Origin of the sequence: Lutimonas vermicola (genome assembly GCF_038433205.1) — a bacterium.
Taxonomy (GTDB): domain Bacteria; phylum Bacteroidota; class Bacteroidia; order Flavobacteriales; family Flavobacteriaceae; genus Lutimonas; species Lutimonas vermicola.
In genome coordinates, this window is record NZ_JBCDNA010000002.1 from 107,318 (window position 1) to 123,549 (window position 16,232).

The window sequence follows — 16,232 nt, forward strand, 5'->3', positions numbered from 1 at the left end:
CACGGAAGCTTTGTACGTTGATAAATGAGTACAGAATAATGATAAAATAGTACAAAAACCTGCATGCTTTAATAACATTGTACTTATTATATGATCATTTAAATGCCACTAAAATAAATTCAAATTATACTTGAATGATGCACTGTTTTCTAAAAATGTTGTGGTAATGTTGTAGTGGAATCAGACGTTTCTTAACAATTGTAGGGTCCCTTAGATCTCTAAAATGTAGTCAATCAGATGAATTGAATGATCCAACTTCATTTTTTTTCGTAATCTATACCTCTTAATTTCGACGCTTCTTACAGATATATTTAACAATGGAGCTATTTCCTTTGATGACAAATTGAGGCGTAAAAATGCACAAAATTTCAAGTCATTGGCTGTCAAATCAGGATGTAATCCCTTTATTTTATGAAGGAAGTCTTTGTCTGCATTGTTAAATGCTTCTTTAAAGAAATCCCAATCATTATTATTCCTCAAATTTTTATCAATCACTTTGATCACATCCGTTTTCGAAGATTCATCTTTTAAGTGCGACAAGTCTTTTTTAATTTCCAGAAGAAGCTCGTTCTTTTTAATCAGGCTCATTGCTGTAGTAGCCAGTTCACTGTTCTTGCTGTTCAGCTCCGTTTGCAATTGTTCATTACGCATGATTATAATCTTTTGCTCATTCTCCAATTCGGCAAGCTCAAGGTTCTTTTTATTGTCCTCAATAAGTTTATTCCTCTGACCCCTGTAATATCGAAGGTATGATTGATGAATCAGGCCAATGATGAGAAAAAAACCAAGAATATAGAGCGCAATGGCTACATTTGTAAGATACCATGGTTTTTTAATAACAAAGCTGTAAAAAGCCTCATTTTCAGTAATTTTATTTCCCACTTTTGCCCTCACCATAAAGGTATAACTGCCATAAGGTAATTTGCCCAAAGAAATAGAGGGTTCACCAAACCACTTACTCCAATCATCGTTCAACCCGACTAAACGATACTGATAACTCACTTTTGTGTATTTATCATATTGGGGAACATTAAAGGAAATGTTCAAATTACCAAGGTCATATTCAAACTCCTGATTGTTCTTCAGAGAAATCTGATCCATATCAAAATTTCTGTGTTCAAGGTATATGGAATTGATATGTATCTGGTATTGTTCTTCCTTTAAAAGATCAAGATCCAGGGTAACATACCCATTAGAGGTGCCTAAAAGATATCTGTTTGATGATATTCGCGAGATATTCTCGTACCCTGTTACGCCCAAATTTCTTCTAAAAAACGCAGGGACTGCTATTTTGACTATACGTGGTGTGGCATCAAAATTATCGGGAATCATTAATATGATGTTATTTTCTGAGAACCCCCATATTTTTTGAGTATCTTTTTCCAGGATCAACCTGCCTATTACCTTGTCGTCTTCACTGTAAAAAACAACGGTGAGCAAAGAATCCACTGAAAACTGCATTGAAATTGGATCAAAATCAAAAACACCCTCATTGGAGGCGTACAATGCCTTATCGTGATATGCTAAAATACTTGAATCATATCCCTTTGGAGCAATCAATTCAGAACTTAGGATTTTATTAAAATCCTGATCAATTTCCAATGTAAAAAGTCCTTTGTTTTCATGATTAACCAGTACTTTCCCATTTTCTAACAAAACCGCTGTTTTACTGGAAATATCAAAACCATCAATTTTGTTTCCATACTTCCATTGATCGCCATCATTTTTTAAAATACTTAAGCCATTGTAATTTCCTTGAAGTAAAAGGTCTTCTCTTCCTTTGACCGGATTGACACCCCATGTACCTGATTCAAAAAAAATCTGCTCTGCAGCCTCCCCTTTTATAATGAAAGTTCCACGGGTATGGCTGCAAAATAAAGTGCCATCAATAATCCTCAGATCCCAAACCTGGCCATTTGTTTTCCTGAGCATTTTAAATTCATTTGAAGTATTCAGTTCTTTTACGAACAAGCCTTGATTGGTTCCCAGGTACATATAACCATTATAAACCAGGGAGGCATAAACATCCCCTAACTTACCTTTAAGGTCTTTATATACTTTAAAAGCAGACGTCAGGTTTACAGCACTAATGCCATTATCAGAGCCCATCCATAAATTATCATCTGCATCCTGAAAGGCAGATAATATGGTATTATTGATCAATCCTTTTTCCTGATTGACAGCTTCAACGATCCTACCCGACATATCCAAACGGATATAACCATTGGAAACAGTCCCTAAAATAAAACCCTTATCATTAAGCTGAAGGCTTGTGTATAAATTTAATTCCTGAAGTGAATTCAATCCGTCTATACTCCATTCAGTCATCTGGTCATTTTCATAAAAATAAAATTTACCCGATTCAGTAATGATCAACAATTTATTGGAAATATTATAGATCCCTACGATAAAACTTTCACTAAAGACCTTATGATCTGATATCAATACTGCCTTCCCGTTGCGAATTACATACAAACCTCCTGTCTTTTTCTGAAGGTAAATGTTCGCACCCAGATTAAAGATCTTAGCTCTTACAGTATCGAAATCAATGATCTCAAAGTTTTCTTCCTCAGTATTGTAGAGATAAACACGATTCAACGATTGAAAAATCACCCACTCATCACGAGAAGTAATATTCCAAAAATGTTCATCATCAATTAAAGGCTCATTTAACTTTTCAATTAGCGAGATATAATCCAAACTGCCATACTCATTGGGTACCCAATACCCAAATTCCATATAACAGCCTGTATAAACAAGATCATTAACCGAATGAACAGCCCTGATAATGGTTCCGTTAGGTGAAGGATGTAAATTCCAGCGGGTACCGTCGAATTCCAATAATCCCAAATTATTACCAAAAAAGATATGTTTGTTTTCAGTCTGGGTTATTGACCAGTTTTGATTACCTGCATCATAATCAGCAATGGAATAATTATGGATCGGTGGCAGTTCCTGAGAATTCAAAAACCCACAGGTCATAAAAAGAGTTAAAACAATCAAAAGATGTTTTAGGATAACGCTGCGATATCTAAAATTGTAATCTGATTTCATCGATCCAAATATAGTCAATATCAAACTCTTTGATGAAGTATCAAAAAATCGAATGACACAAATCATATTTCTCTAAATATTCCAAAAAATAATTTGGAAAAGACAGGGCTATTTTAATCTGTATTTGAGTACTTTCCATTTCTCTTTCCAGGAAAATACAGTATTTTTTACATATCTCAATTTTTTAATTAGATAAAAACATGTAATATATTGGTATTAAAATTATTATGTTTTTATATTAAAAAATAAAATTGTGTGTTTTTCTACTATAAGGAAATTCTATAGTGGCATGATTTTTAATTTTAAAATACTTATTGTCATATTGTTACGTTTTAATTTATGAAATTCTACTTTTTTTAATATAAAAAATAATAACCCGCTTTTTTAACAGTAAAATGACCTTGCACGCTTCTCCCCTTTCCTGCAGTTTGGAGACATAAACAGCCTATCATAACTAATTCATTTCTCGGGCTTGGACTTATCGAAATCTATCAAAAATCAATTGATAAATGCTCCTTTTTTAAGAAATTAACCCCACTAAAACCCCCGATAAAAATTAAAAATCGCAAGCCTTTCAGTGTTAAAAATCGTAACTTTACGATTAGTTCAAAAAATTAAATACCTAAATACTGTATCATGGATTATTACATAAACAAGACCTTAAAAAACATTTCTTTTGAAGAAGGCATTGAACGAATTACTGAAGCTCTAAAGCAAGAAGGCTTCGGAATACTGACCGAAATTGATCTTAAAAACACCTTAAAAAAGAAACTGGACGTTGATTTTTACAATTATAAAATTCTTGGAGCTTGCAACCCTGGTTTTGCTTATAAGGCACTTCAGGCTGAAAATAAAATAGGGACAATGCTTCCATGCAATGTTATTGTGCAGGAAAGAACGCAGGGAGAAATAGAAATTTCTGCAGTAGACCCCATGGCTTCCATGCAGGCCATAGAAAATGAAGCTTTAGGAGATCTGGCACAAGAAGTTAAAATCAAGCTTGAAAATTGCATCAAAGCATTGTAAAAAAGAGCCTGTGGACATGAGGTACAGAGAACAACTCTTTAAGCGCATCTCAATCAAGAACAGGGCCTTCATAACTCAGCCTGAAGACCTTTTGACCTAGAGAGACCCATTTACCGGCCAAATAATCCCAATAGCCGTAATTAAGGGTAAATTCGGGAATTAAAACCCGGTAAATCTCCTTGCCATCCTTTTTACCCATGGCCTTTATCTCAAGTGAAGCACCATTATCGCCATTTGTATACCATTCTGTGGTTTCAACCCCATCGGTAGCATGGATAAAGACAAGTTCATAAGTACCAATATCTTCCGTCTTGCTATAAACGTAAGAGCCTTCGATCGAGGAAGGCCCCGGAACAGGGCTAATAATAATTATGTCATATAAAGCGCTGTCAGGCAAGGGCTCCATTAACCTGATTTGTTCAACTCCTCCCTGACTACCTGAAGACTCCCGGTAAAATTCAGTTTCAATCATAAATATTGAACCCTCCAGTTCATATTGATTGTTGACAGGCTCTGGTAGCGAATCATTATCTGAGCATGAAAACACAAGCAACGCAGAGAAAACAAGTAGAATTCTTTTAAAAAGCACGGTATAAATTACAACCATTATCTAATATTTATTGATCTTATGATAGATTTCCCGAATGTATAATTAATTTTGCAAAATAAAACAAGCACCCTATGAAATCATTTGAAGATCTAAAAGTAAACAAACCACAGCTAAAAGCTTTGAATGATATGGGTATTCACACCCCTACTCCCATCCAGGAAAAATCGATACCGGCGGTGAATTCAGGCAACGATATGGTTGGACTGGCCCAAACCGGCACGGGCAAAACCCTTGCCTACCTCCTTCCTGTTTTAAAATCTTTGACTTTTTCTGATCAGATCCACCCGAGAATACTGATCATCGTGCCTACGAGGGAATTGGTGGCTCAGGTAGTATCTGTCGCCAAGGAACTCACTACCTATCAGAATGTGAGAATTGCAGGGGTTTACGGAGGCGTAAATATCAATCAACAGAAAGAAATGGTCAGCCAAGGACTCGATATACTGGTGGCAACACCGGGCAGGCTATTCGACCTGGCCGTTTCAGGGGTTCTGCGACTTGCCTCTGTCCAAAAACTGGTACTGGACGAAGTAGATGAGATGCTTTTTATTGGATTTCGTCCTCAATTAATGAACATTCTCGATATACTACCGAAAAAACGACAAAGCATTATGTTCTCTGCTACAATTACAGACGAAGTGGATGAACTGATCCAAAGTTTTTTTAAGAGTCCAAAAAAAATAGAGATAGTACCGGTTGGAACACCGCTTGAAAAAATAACACAAAAAGGTATTGCCGTACCCAATTACAAAACCAAAATAAACTATTTAAAACACTTACTGAGACAAGACGGGCTTGACAAAGTTTTGGTCTTTACCAAAAATAAAAAAATTGCAGACAGGCTCTACGAAGAATTGAGCGAAACATTTATTGATGAACTCGAACTGATTCATTCAAATAAATCACAAAATTACCGTTTTAAGGCTATTGAAAAATTTCAAGACGGATCAGTAAGAATTCTGATTGCCACTGATATCGTTTCGAGAGGTATGGACATTCTTGGAGTAAGCCATGTCATCAACTTTGATGCCCCTAAATATCCCGAACAATATATCCACAGGATAGGAAGGACAGGGAGGGCGAGGAATAGCGGAGAAGCGATTTTCCTATTTGTTCCCGGCGAGGAAGAAGCTGTTCTTGAAATTGAAATTCTGATGCAGACAGAAATACCTTTGGAAAAACTTTCTAAAGAGGTTGAGATCTCTAAGGAACTCATGCCTGAAGAGCAAGACCACAGTTCAGAAAAAGAAATCAGCATCAAACAAAAAGTAAAGGAAAAACCAGGAGAAGCTTTTCATCAAAAAAGTGAAAAAAATAAAAAAATTAATTTAGGCGGATCTTACAAAAGAGAGATCAAAAAAAAGTATAAAAAGCCTAAAACCAGACCTCCCAAGACAAAAGGAAAAAAATAGTTTACTGTCAGCAAAAAAAAATACGCAATTTTTTCTTGTTTTTTTACCCTCGCTCTACAATAATAAAAATGAATGTGCGTTGTATTATCTCATTAGTTTTTATTTTAAAACTAGGGAAAATTGTTATTGTTAAAGAAGAGAACTCTCCTGTAAAAGGGAGAGTTTTTTTGTGCACAATATTTACCTCATTATTAATACCTGAAAATAACTTACTTAAAGTATTACTCTCATAAAATAATGAAAATATTTTTGCTCTATAACAATATACAAAACTTAATTGCGTTGTAGTATCTCATTAGTTTTTTTTATTTTAAAACTAGGGAAAATTGTTATTGTTAAAGAAGAAAAACTCTCCTGTAATAAGGAGAGTTTTTTGGTTTTTACAACATTAATAAATGACTACTTATTTACTTTAACGCTTCCGTTAGAACTTTGCCTGAAAAGCTGTTTGGAAAAGAGATTTGCAATAGATTTGACATGGTCGGTGCGATATCGATTACCTCTGCGCGCTCACGGCTCCTGCCAATGTTTATTCCCTTTCCAAAGAATATCACCGGAACATGCGTGTCATAACTATATCCCGATCCGTGGTTAGTTCCCGCGTGTCTTTTAGAGATGATCGAGGGATTCGGCACCAAGACAATGTCTCCGGACAATTTCTGATTATATCCATTCTGAACATAATGAAGCACCCCTTTATCAAAGTATTTATTCTGCAATGTTTTTGCTGTCAGCACCTTGTTTATGCCTTCATAATTAATGATATCATCAGCCAATTTCTGTGCAACCGTTTCGGCATCAAGTTCCAGCCTATGCAGTGCCTCTCGGTTTAAGAACAACTGATAATTAGAAAAATTTTCAATCAAATCACTGGCGCCATAATATTTTTGAGTCAAATCAACCAGATACTTTCTAAAGAGATCATAGTCAAAATATCCTGCCGGGATTTTTAATGATTTTAAGTAGTCAGGTACTGCTGCCACTGCGTGATCAGCTGTTAAAAACAAGGTGTAATTAGCACTGCCGATATTTTTGTCGAGATAATTCAACAGTGCCGCCATATCGAGATCCAACCTTAAATAAGTGTCTTCAATCTCTTTAGAGTCAGGGCCATACCTATGCCCAATATAATCCGGACTTGAAAAACTAAGCGCAAGAAAATCAGTATATTCGCCTTGTCCAAGGTCTTCTCCTTTTATGGCAGCTTTGGCAAATTCCAAGAGCAGTGAATTACCCGCAGGACTTTCCTTGAGCAAATCAAAATTGCCATTTTGCTGCCTTAATTCTTTGAGGTCATGAGGAAATACAGGAGCCTCTTCCCCAATAAACAATTCTTCATACGGGTTGTCATCAGCGATACTCTCTGTATAGGTCTTTATTGGATATAAGGTCTCCCATTTCTTTTTCATATATTTCTCAACCAAACCATTATCATTGAAATCATTTACCCAGTCGGGCAACTCCTGCATATAAAAAGAGGAAGTAATGAATTTACCCTCATTCCTCCCCACGAACCAATAAGAACCGTTCGAGGTATGTCCTCCGGGTAAAACTGAAGATCTGTCTTTAAGGCCTGCGGCTATCGTTTTCCCCTGCATGTTTTGACTCAATCTGAGTTCATCAGTCAAAGTTGTAGCCAATAAGCGATATGGGGATTTTTGTTCATTAGCCTCTTCAGTTCCGACAGCCTGATAATTAAAATCATCCACACAATAGATTAATTTTTTTAGGTACTTATCGTACCAATCATTGGCGATTATACCATGAGAACTTGGGGTTGTCCCGGTATAAATCGAGGCATGTCCTACTCCTGTCTTTGTCGGTACAAAATTATAATGTGCGTTCTCATAATTAAATCCCTCCCTCAACAACCTTTTAAAGCCATCTTCACCATACCTGCTGTAAAACCTGGTTAAATAGTCATATCTCATTTGGTCCACAACGATTCCAACCACCAGTTTTGGCCGGTCAACTGTTGTAATATCCTGTGCAACAGCATTCAAGGCTAACAATAGCCCACATAAACCAAATAGTAACTTTTTCATCATTTATAATTTTGAGGCCAAATTTACGGATAAAAGCCTTTTTAAATGATCATATGTCTGCTAAATTTTAATATTTTAGCCCTATTGTAACAGTTATGAAATATTTACAAAATATTGGTCTTTATTTTATCATGCTTGGACAGGTATTCAAAAAACCGCAGAAAATTTCGGTATTTAGAGAAAACCTGTTTAAGGAAGTAGAAGAACTGGGATTAAAATCTTTGGGAATCGTAGCTTTTATCTCATTTTTTGTCGGAGGTGTAGTTGCCATTCAGACTGCTTTAAACGTAGATAGCCCCTGGATCCCTAAATACCTGATAGGGTTTGCAACCAAGAGATCAATTATTCTTGAATTCGCTCCTACTTTTATGTCGATCATACTTGCCGGAAAGGTAGGTTCATATATTACATCAAGCATAGGAACCATGCGTGTGACAGAGCAGATTGATGCCCTTGAAGTCATGGGGGTAAACGCCTTGAATTATTTGGTGCTGCCCAAAGTGATTGCCGCAGTGTTTTTTTATCCTTTTATTGTATTACTGGCTATGTTCCTGGGTATTTTTGGAGGATGGGTTTCAGGATTTATGACCGGACTGTTTCTTTCTGATAGTTATATCGAAGGTGTTCGATTAGATTTTCAGCCTTATTTGATTCGTTATGCCTTGATCAAGACAATGGTTTTTGCTTTTGTCATCTCAACGATTCCCTCTTTTTATGGTTTTTATGTCAAAGGAGGTTCACTTGAAGTCGGCAAGGCAAGTACGCAGGCGGTTGTCTGGACAAGTATCGTGATCATTTTGTTAAACTATTTCCTGACTCAAATGTTATTAGGATAAATGATAGAAGTTAAAGACATACATAAATCATTTGGTGATCACCATATTTTAAAAGGGGTTTCGGCAACATTTCACAAAGGTCAAACCAGTATGATCATCGGATCCAGTGGCTCCGGTAAAACTGTGTTTTTAAAATGCCTGCTTGGTCTATTCGCTCCCGAACAAGGAGATATTTGCTACGATGACCGCTATTACAGTAAAATGACCTTGTCAGAAAAACGAGAACTCAGAAAAGAGATCGGTATGGTTTTTCAGGGGGGTGCCCTTTTTGATTCTGAGACCATTGAAGACAACATCAAATTTCCTCTAAAGATGTTTACCGACCAAACCGGGGAGGAAATGAAAGAAAGGGTAAATTTTGTGCTTAATCGCGTGCATCTTGAAAATGTAAACGACAAATTTCCGGCAGAGCTTTCAGGAGGAATGCAAAAAAGAGTGGCTATCGCAAGAGCTATCGTAATGAACCCCAAATACCTGTTCTGCGATGAACCCAATTCAGGACTTGACCCGCAAACAGCTATTGTCATTGATAATCTAATTCAGGAAATTACAGAAGAATACCAAATGATCACAATTATCAATTCTCACGATATGAATTCTGTCATGGAAATTGGTGAAAAGATTATTTTTCTTAAACAAGGTTTAAAAGAATGGGAAGGTTCTTACAAGACTATCTTTAAAACCGACAATAAAGCTGTTACCGATTTTGTTTATTGCTCAAACCTTTATAAAAAGGTCAGAGAAGTCTATAATAAAAGCTGATCCTTTTATTATTTAGCCTTAGTCTGGGTTTTAAGAAATTCCTTTTTCAATTCAACCGTTTGCCTCACGCCTGTTGAATCCCGAAACACAATTTGCAACTTGCGATTCTTTTCAAAAAGTGATTCCTGAATCAAAAGGTCACAGATATCGATTTCTTCTGTCTCAAGATCATTGATCATGAGTATTGCATCACCAAAACGGGCCATTTTCGCCAGATCCTTATTCCATATAATTCCCACAACAAGCGATGAATCCTTGACTGTGGGGCTAAGTGGCCAGACTTCTTCCCGAAGATCAACCTCTTTTTCAAATCCTTCCAGAAAGAATTTTTTATTTTTAAAATCCAGGGTAACTTTACCATGGGACAGCAGGTCGGCCCCAATCCTTGATTTTGAAGCTCCGGTTGAAATACTGATCACATTTAAAAAAGAAGTTCCGAGTATGGCTAGCTCAGGTACCAGCACCCTGTAATGCACCATAGGTTTTGAAACTCCAAACAATCCAAGCCCCTTATAACCTGTGGCCGATTCCACGCTGCCAAAAACCTTTAGATTGTCGAGTACCTCGAAACTGTTTCCTGAAAGGTCATAAAACCCCTGAGCCCCTGTATCAATTAAGATCTGTTCACTTGCCTTGCCTTCTCCTCTGAGCTGAATCCATATATATGGGCTGCTTTGCCCGCTGCTTAAGGCCATATCAAGGAAACCCTTCCCTTCCAGATCCAAAAGATTCATCTGGTCAGTAATGATGATCTGTTTTTTACTTGAATCAATTTGAACGATGGAGTTTCTCAATAAGTTGCTTCCGATGATCCCATCAATACCCAAACAGTCAAAAAGGAAATTACTGGCTGGATCATTTACGATGGCAGGTGAGTTTTTAAAGACCACCCCTCCAATCTCCAGGACAGGAATAGTTACAACATTCAGGGGCCTCCCGGAATCATTGGCGTCTTTAACGCGAATACTGCTCAATTCCCTAGTTTGAATCTCTTTTTTTACAGTATGACTTATTAAATTCGGGGCGCCGGTATCAAACAAAAATCGATACGTTTTATCTTGAATGATTACAGGAATAATCAGTTTGCTTTTTAACTCCTTATAGCCAACTTCTGTGTAATAACCCTTGTGTTCCGGCCTTCCTTTGTTAAATTTTACCTTCTGAGTATACCCTGGAAAACCACAAAATACGATAAGGATTAGCAGTTTTGCAAAACAGTTTATTGGGGGAGTCATATACTTATGCAACTGAAATGCTATTTGAGTTCCCTGACTTCAATGTTCTTAATATTCAAACGGGTTTGTAACCAGGCCTTGAGCTGCTCCTGCTGTTGCTTTTTCTGTCGGTTGCTCACTTTGGCTTTCCATTTGACAGAGACAATATTGAGCGTGTCCATTTTCTCAAAATTGGTAACATATTCTCTCGCATACCTAATTTCATCAAGATCAACGTAGTTAATGTGAATTTCTTTGATCATTCTGTCAAAATGAACCTCATTGGCATAATACCTGCGTAAATCCTTTTCAAGCTCATCGATTCTAAGATCCTTGTCTTTTATGGTTTCATCTCTGGAACTCAACATCTGATGAGAATTAATATAGAGCTCCTTGAGCTTATCGATATCTTCCCTGATGCCAGAATCGTCCTGGCTCTTCAATATGGTCAAGGTGCTGTTTTTTAAACCCAAATCTTCCATCTGCTGTTCCCATCGCTCTTTGTCACTTGCCGAATAATCACTTCCGAAGACATATAATTTGATCTGCCTATCTTGAAAATTAATACTTTCCTTGCTGTCACCAATAATATTTACGCCCTCTACTTTTAAATTTTCGATAAATTTCTCAGCTTTAATCGTATAATCATTTAACACGTAGAGTTGATAAAAAAGATAAATACTAAAGGCCAGAATTACAAAAGCAATCAGGGAAGCAATACGTGAAATTCTCTTTCTCTTTGCCTGATTGATATACTTGAGCATAGGAAACTTTAAGTATTTTGTGATCACAAAAGCAGCAAGGGCTATATAAATACAGTTAATCATAAAGAGGAACATGGCTCCTCCAAAATAATTGAATTGTCCGGTAGCCAAACCAAAACCTGCCGTACATAAAGGCGGCATCAGTGCAGTAGCAATGGCTACACCGGCAACGGTATTGAATTGTGGCTTATTTCGGCTTATGGCGATGATCAGTGCCAAACCACCGGAGATGGCGATAAGTACATCCCTTACATCGGGTTTTGTACGGGCCAGAATTTCAGGGGTTGCTTCCTTAAAAATAGGAATGCTAAAGAATATAAATGAGGTCAGCAGGCTCAGAAAGACCATGGCTCCAAAATTAATGACCGAAGATTTTAAAGTGTCCACATCATTGACCCCTATAGAAAACCCTATTCCAAGAATTGGGCCCATAAGAGGTGATATTAACATGGCACCAATCACTACGGCCGTCGAGCTGACATTAAGACCAATGGATGCGATTAATATTGAAAAAACAAGGATCCATGCTGTTTGCCCTTTAATGGATACGCCTTCCCTGATCGTCTTGGCAGTTGCTTCTTTATCGGTATCCCTTCGAATACTTAAAAGTTGAGGGATATATTCCTTTAAACTCTGAAAAAAGCCCTTAAATTCCTTTTGGACTTCTTCTTTTTGCTCCTGAAATTTTTTATCCTCCCCTGCCAGGTCCTTTTTATTTTCTTCCATTAAAATGCGATTAGTCAGATGACTCTAGTAAATGTAGTAAAAATTAGCCATTGGTAAATCTCTCTTCTGCTTCTTTTGAAACGAGTTTGATATTTTGTTCATCAGATTTGGGGAAAATCAGAATCGTATCATTAGTTTCCACAATGATATAGTCACTGATCCCTTCAACAACGATTTTTTTACCGGCCTGGGTACTGATCATGTTGTTTTTGGAATCTAAAAAATAGCCACTGGCATTTACCAGGGCATTTGCGTTTTCATCCTTTGGGAGTTTATCGTATAAAGAGCCCCATGTTCCCAGATCATTCCATCCAAAATCAGTAGCCATAACATATACGTTTTGCGCCTTTTCCATGATGCCGTAATCGATAGAAATATTCTCGGCAGACGGGTAATGATCAGCAATAAAATCGCTTTCGCCTTCAGAATTCCAACAGGTTGCTCCACCTTGAAACAAGTCATACATCCCTGGAAGGCTTCCTTTAAATGACTTCAGAATACTTTTAACGCTCCATATAAAAATACCTGCATTCCATACATAATCTCCTTGAGCAAGGAATTTCTCAGCTGTTTTCAGATCTGGTTTTTCAGTAAAATTCTTAACCTTCTTTACTTCTTTTTCTGAATCTTCAAACTGAATATAACCAAAACCGGTATTTGGCCCCGAAGGAGTTATTCCCAAGGTCATTAACAAATCGTTTTTCTCACAAGCCTCGAATGCCGATTTTACATTTTTTACGAACTCCTCCTCGTCTTCGATATAATGATCAGAAGGAGCAACGATCATCACTGCCTCCTCGTTTTGCGCTGCAATTTTAAGTGCTGAATACAAAATGCACGGGGCCGTATTTCTCATTGCAGGTTCCAGCAGCAACTGGTTTTCAGAGATCATAGGGAGATGCTGCAGTACCAAATCTTTATACCTTTGATTGGTAGCGATTAAAATCTGTTCCGCAGGAATCAACTTAGCCAGCCTGTTAAATGTCTGTTTTATAAGTGATTGCCCGGTTCCCAGCATATCGTGAAACTGTTTTGGGTTATCAGGGGTACTCACAGGCCAGAATCGGGAACCCACGCCCCCGGCCATAATTACTGCGTAATAATTTTTACTCATGGTTTTTATTTAATGATTTCCACCTCTGCATGAGGGTGAAAGATATATTTTCTATCGGTTAATACCTCTACACATTCGTATCTCGTTCTGCGCCTGTCACCTTTGATAAACGTCTTATTGCGGTACTGAAATTTACTTTTATCCGGGATCTCAAAAATAAGTGTTTTATCGCTATAACGATCATGATTTCGAAATGCCAGCGATAAATTAATGTCACCATCACTGCTGGCCTTCGGATTGATCAGATATTGAGCAAGAAGGCTCAAAATATCATCGGGAAAAATCTTCGGACTCAGAAAAGGAAGCATCAGTAACTTAAAATTATTTTTCCATTCCATGCCGTGTGGTTTCACATTTTTGTACTCCTTAAAAGTGACTAAATGCGCAAATTCGTGAATTAATGTCAATAAAAACCGATAAGGGTTCAGGTCATTGTTAATGGTGATCTGCACCTTGCCATTACTAAACCTTTTAAAATCTCCGTGCTTACTTCGTCTTTTCCCTACAATTCTGAGGTGGCATGGATAGCGCGCTATCAATTCCATAACCCCGGGCAATGATTCCTTGGGCACGTATTTTTCAAGTATATCTGTTCTGGTTTTCATTATATTTACGCTTTTTGCTTCAAATAAATGGATCAAGGCGTAGAATTAGAAACCTGTAAAACCTTTCCGTTGAACAATTTATTCCCATTAAGCCCGAATTCCATGATATATTGTGCCATATCAGCAGCTGTTACAGGTGCTTCATAATCAGGAAAAGCTTCCTTAAGCATTTCGGTTTGTACTGCTCCCAAAGCCAGGGCATTAAAAGATATGCCTCTGTCTTTATATTCCTCGGCCAGGAGCTCCATAAGCGTAATAACGGCCCCTTTGGATGAACTGTAAGCAGATAGTCCGGCAAACTTCATACTCCCTTGTATCCCGCCCATACTGCTTATCGCAACAACATGGCTTCCTTTGGCTAAAAAAGCATCAAGTTTTCTTGTTAGCTCCGCCACGGCAAAAACATTCACCTGATAGATTTTTATAAAATCTTCAACTGTTGTTTCTTTGAAAGGTTTATGGAGCAAGGCTCCTGCATTGTGTATGACAACATCGACAAGGCCCCATTTTTTCCCGACAAAATCAGCAACTGCCTCGATTCCTTTAGCTGTGGTGATTTCGGTTTGTATTGCAGAGAGCTGTTTAAATTTTGATTTTAATGCATCAATACGCTCTGTATTTCGGCTTAAGGCAAGGACCTGGTGACCCGCATCAGAAAACTGTTTGATCAGTTCTAAACCAATTCCCCTGCTGGCACCTGTTACCAGAATTTTTTTTTGACTCATGTTATTCCGATTAACCTGATTATATTTATCATATTAAACAACCAAAAATATGAAATTTTTAAGCACCGTCTTTCTATTCCTGCTGTCTTCTTTTATTTTCGGACAAACCACTTTTATACATTGTGGCAAACTCATAGATACAAAAAACGGAAAGGTCATGAAAAATATGACCATCAGGACAGAAGGAAATAAGATTTTATCAGTTGATCAAGGTTTTACATCGGCAAAAACTGATGATGACATTGTGATTAACCTTCAAAATAAAACCGTACTGCCCGGTCTTATCGATATGCACGTGCACCTTGAACTGGAATCCAACCCAAAGAGCTACCTCGAAAAATTCACAATCAACCAGACTGATATTGCCCTTCATTCTACTGTATTTGCAAAATCAACCCTGATGGCCGGTTTTACAACGGTCAGGGATGTAGGTGGATCCGGTGTTAACATTGCACTGAGAAATGCCATAAATCAAGGGTATGTAGAAGGGCCAAGAATCTATACCTCAGGCAAATCGCTGGCTTCTACAGGCGGGCATGCGGATCCTACCAATGGAATGAGAAAGGAAATCATGGGGGACCCCGGGCCTGCTGAAGGGGTTGTGAACGGCCTGGAAGATGCAAAAAAAGCAGTGAGGCAGCGCTATAAAAACGGGGCCGATCTGATTAAGATTACTGCAACCGGAGGAGTTCTCAGCATGGCAAAAAACGGGCAAAACCCACAATTTACATTGGAAGAAATCAAAATGATCTGCGAAACGGCAAAAGATTACAACATGCATGTAGCTGCCCATGCCCATGGCGACGAGGGTATGCAGCGTGCCATTTTGGGTGGTGTTAAAACCATAGAGCACGGAACTTTGATGAGCGAAAAAACAATGGAGATGATGAAACAGTACAACGTTTATTACGTTCCAACCATTACAGCTGGCAAGGAAGTGAGTGAAAAAGCAAAATTAAAAGGTTATTATCCTGATATCATTGTTCCCAAGGCAATAGAAATAGGCCCAAAGATTCAAGCTACTTTTGAAAAAGCTTATAAAAAAGGGGTGAAAATCGCTTTTGGCACTGATGCAGGTGTTTTTTCGCATGGATTGAACGGTAAGGAATTTGGCTATATGGTTGAGGTGGGTATGTCAGAAATACATGCCATTCAGTCGGCAACAGTCGTGAATGCTGCTCTGTTGAATAATGACTTAATAGGGTCTATAGAAAAGGGTAACTATGCCGATATCATTGCCGTTAATGAAGATCCCACTGAGCATATAAAGACACTGGAAAATGTTGTTTTTGTTATGAAAAACGGGGTCATATACAAGGATTGATCCCAACAGAATTCT

The 16,232-nt window shown here is 37.6% G+C and carries 13 protein-coding genes; 5 read left to right on the forward strand and 8 right to left on the reverse strand.

Annotated elements, in window-relative coordinates; genetic code table 11:
• Window positions 1-210: 210 nt before the first annotated feature.
• Complete coding sequence (locus AABB81_RS07870; protein WP_342159769.1) at window positions 211-3,054, reverse strand: triple tyrosine motif-containing protein; 2,844 nt, start codon at window positions 3,052-3,054, stop codon at window positions 211-213.
• A 636-nt stretch (window positions 3,055-3,690) separates the two neighbouring features.
• Here AABB81_RS07870 and AABB81_RS07875 point away from each other — a divergent pair.
• The gene (locus AABB81_RS07875) at window positions 3,691-4,080 is read left to right on the forward strand and encodes a DUF302 domain-containing protein (RefSeq protein ID WP_342159771.1); all 390 of its coding nucleotides are present in this window, start codon (window positions 3,691-3,693) and stop codon (window positions 4,078-4,080) included.
• 49 nt (window positions 4,081-4,129) lie between these two features.
• Here AABB81_RS07875 and AABB81_RS07880 read toward each other — a convergent pair whose 3' ends face one another.
• Window positions 4,130-4,687: a hypothetical protein gene (locus AABB81_RS07880; protein ID WP_342159772.1), complete on the reverse strand. Its 558-nt coding sequence runs from the start codon at window positions 4,685-4,687 to the stop codon at window positions 4,130-4,132.
• 74 nt (window positions 4,688-4,761) lie between these two features.
• On the opposite strand from AABB81_RS07880, the gene AABB81_RS07885 reads away from it, so the two are divergent.
• Entirely contained in the window at window positions 4,762-6,102 is a 1,341-nt protein-coding gene (locus tag AABB81_RS07885) for a DEAD/DEAH box helicase (RefSeq protein WP_342159773.1), read from the forward strand.
• Between the two features lie 407 nt (window positions 6,103-6,509).
• On the opposite strand, the gene pafA is transcribed toward AABB81_RS07885, so the two are convergent.
• Entirely contained in the window at window positions 6,510-8,147 is a 1,638-nt protein-coding gene (gene pafA / locus AABB81_RS07890; protein ID WP_342159774.1) for an alkaline phosphatase PafA, read from the reverse strand.
• Between the two features lie 95 nt (window positions 8,148-8,242).
• On the opposite strand from pafA, the gene AABB81_RS07895 reads away from it, so the two are divergent.
• Both AABB81_RS07895 and AABB81_RS07900 read left to right on the forward strand, forming a co-directional pair.
• Complete coding sequence (locus AABB81_RS07895; protein ID WP_342159776.1) at window positions 8,243-8,983, forward strand: MlaE family ABC transporter permease; 741 nt, start codon at window positions 8,243-8,245, stop codon at window positions 8,981-8,983.
• Window positions 8,984-9,745 carry an ABC transporter ATP-binding protein gene (locus tag AABB81_RS07900; RefSeq protein WP_342159778.1) on the forward strand — a complete coding sequence of 254 codons (762 nt, stop codon included), beginning with the start codon at window positions 8,984-8,986 and terminating at the stop codon, window positions 9,743-9,745.
• Window positions 9,746-9,753: 8 nt separating this feature from the next.
• On the opposite strand, the gene AABB81_RS07905 is transcribed toward AABB81_RS07900, so the two are convergent.
• From AABB81_RS07905 to AABB81_RS07925, 5 genes are read right to left on the reverse strand one after another with little or no spacing between them, the layout of a single operon-like run.
• Window positions 9,754-10,980, reverse strand: coding sequence for a retropepsin-like aspartic protease (locus AABB81_RS07905; protein ID WP_342159779.1), 1,227 nt, complete (start codon window positions 10,978-10,980; stop codon window positions 9,754-9,756).
• Between the two features lie 20 nt (window positions 10,981-11,000).
• On the reverse strand, window positions 11,001-12,449 hold the full coding sequence (locus AABB81_RS07910; protein ID WP_342159780.1) for a TIGR00341 family protein: 1,449 nt from the start codon (window positions 12,447-12,449) through the stop codon (window positions 11,001-11,003).
• A gap of 43 nt (window positions 12,450-12,492) precedes the next feature.
• Entirely contained in the window at window positions 12,493-13,563 is a 1,071-nt protein-coding gene (locus tag AABB81_RS07915; RefSeq protein ID WP_342159781.1) for a mannose-1-phosphate guanylyltransferase, read from the reverse strand.
• A 5-nt stretch (window positions 13,564-13,568) separates the two neighbouring features.
• Complete coding sequence (locus AABB81_RS07920; RefSeq protein ID WP_342159782.1) at window positions 13,569-14,168, reverse strand: SprT-like domain-containing protein; 600 nt, start codon at window positions 14,166-14,168, stop codon at window positions 13,569-13,571.
• A gap of 32 nt (window positions 14,169-14,200) precedes the next feature.
• Entirely contained in the window at window positions 14,201-14,893 is a 693-nt protein-coding gene (locus AABB81_RS07925) for an SDR family NAD(P)-dependent oxidoreductase (RefSeq protein WP_342159783.1), read from the reverse strand.
• A 49-nt stretch (window positions 14,894-14,942) separates the two neighbouring features.
• Between AABB81_RS07925 and AABB81_RS07930 the strand changes: the two genes are divergently transcribed.
• The gene (locus AABB81_RS07930) at window positions 14,943-16,217 is read left to right on the forward strand and encodes a metal-dependent hydrolase family protein (protein WP_342159784.1); all 1,275 of its coding nucleotides are present in this window, start codon (window positions 14,943-14,945) and stop codon (window positions 16,215-16,217) included.
• Window positions 16,218-16,232 lie beyond the last annotated feature (15 nt).

Coding starts and splice junctions, on each gene's coding strand:
- AABB81_RS07900 (WP_342159778.1), top strand. CDS start 8,984: ATGATAGAAGTTAAAGACATACATAAATCATTTGGTGATCACCATATT.
- AABB81_RS07910 (WP_342159780.1), bottom strand. CDS start 12,449: ATGGAAGAAAATAAAAAGGACCTGGCAGGGGAGGATAAAAAATTTCAG.
- AABB81_RS07930 (WP_342159784.1), top strand. CDS start 14,943: ATGAAATTTTTAAGCACCGTCTTTCTATTCCTGCTGTCTTCTTTTATT.
- AABB81_RS07875 (WP_342159771.1), top strand. CDS start 3,691: ATGGATTATTACATAAACAAGACCTTAAAAAACATTTCTTTTGAAGAA.
- AABB81_RS07925 (WP_342159783.1), bottom strand. CDS start 14,893: ATGAGTCAAAAAAAAATTCTGGTAACAGGTGCCAGCAGGGGAATTGGT.
- AABB81_RS07870 (WP_342159769.1), bottom strand. CDS start 3,054: ATGAAATCAGATTACAATTTTAGATATCGCAGCGTTATCCTAAAACAT.
- pafA (WP_342159774.1), bottom strand. CDS start 8,147: ATGAAAAAGTTACTATTTGGTTTATGTGGGCTATTGTTAGCCTTGAAT.
- AABB81_RS07915 (WP_342159781.1), bottom strand. CDS start 13,563: ATGAGTAAAAATTATTACGCAGTAATTATGGCCGGGGGCGTGGGTTCC.
- AABB81_RS07905 (WP_342159779.1), bottom strand. CDS start 10,980: ATGACTCCCCCAATAAACTGTTTTGCAAAACTGCTAATCCTTATCGTA.
- AABB81_RS07880 (WP_342159772.1), bottom strand. CDS start 4,687: ATGGTTGTAATTTATACCGTGCTTTTTAAAAGAATTCTACTTGTTTTC.
- AABB81_RS07895 (WP_342159776.1), top strand. CDS start 8,243: ATGAAATATTTACAAAATATTGGTCTTTATTTTATCATGCTTGGACAG.
- AABB81_RS07920 (WP_342159782.1), bottom strand. CDS start 14,168: ATGAAAACCAGAACAGATATACTTGAAAAATACGTGCCCAAGGAATCA.
- AABB81_RS07885 (WP_342159773.1), top strand. CDS start 4,762: ATGAAATCATTTGAAGATCTAAAAGTAAACAAACCACAGCTAAAAGCT.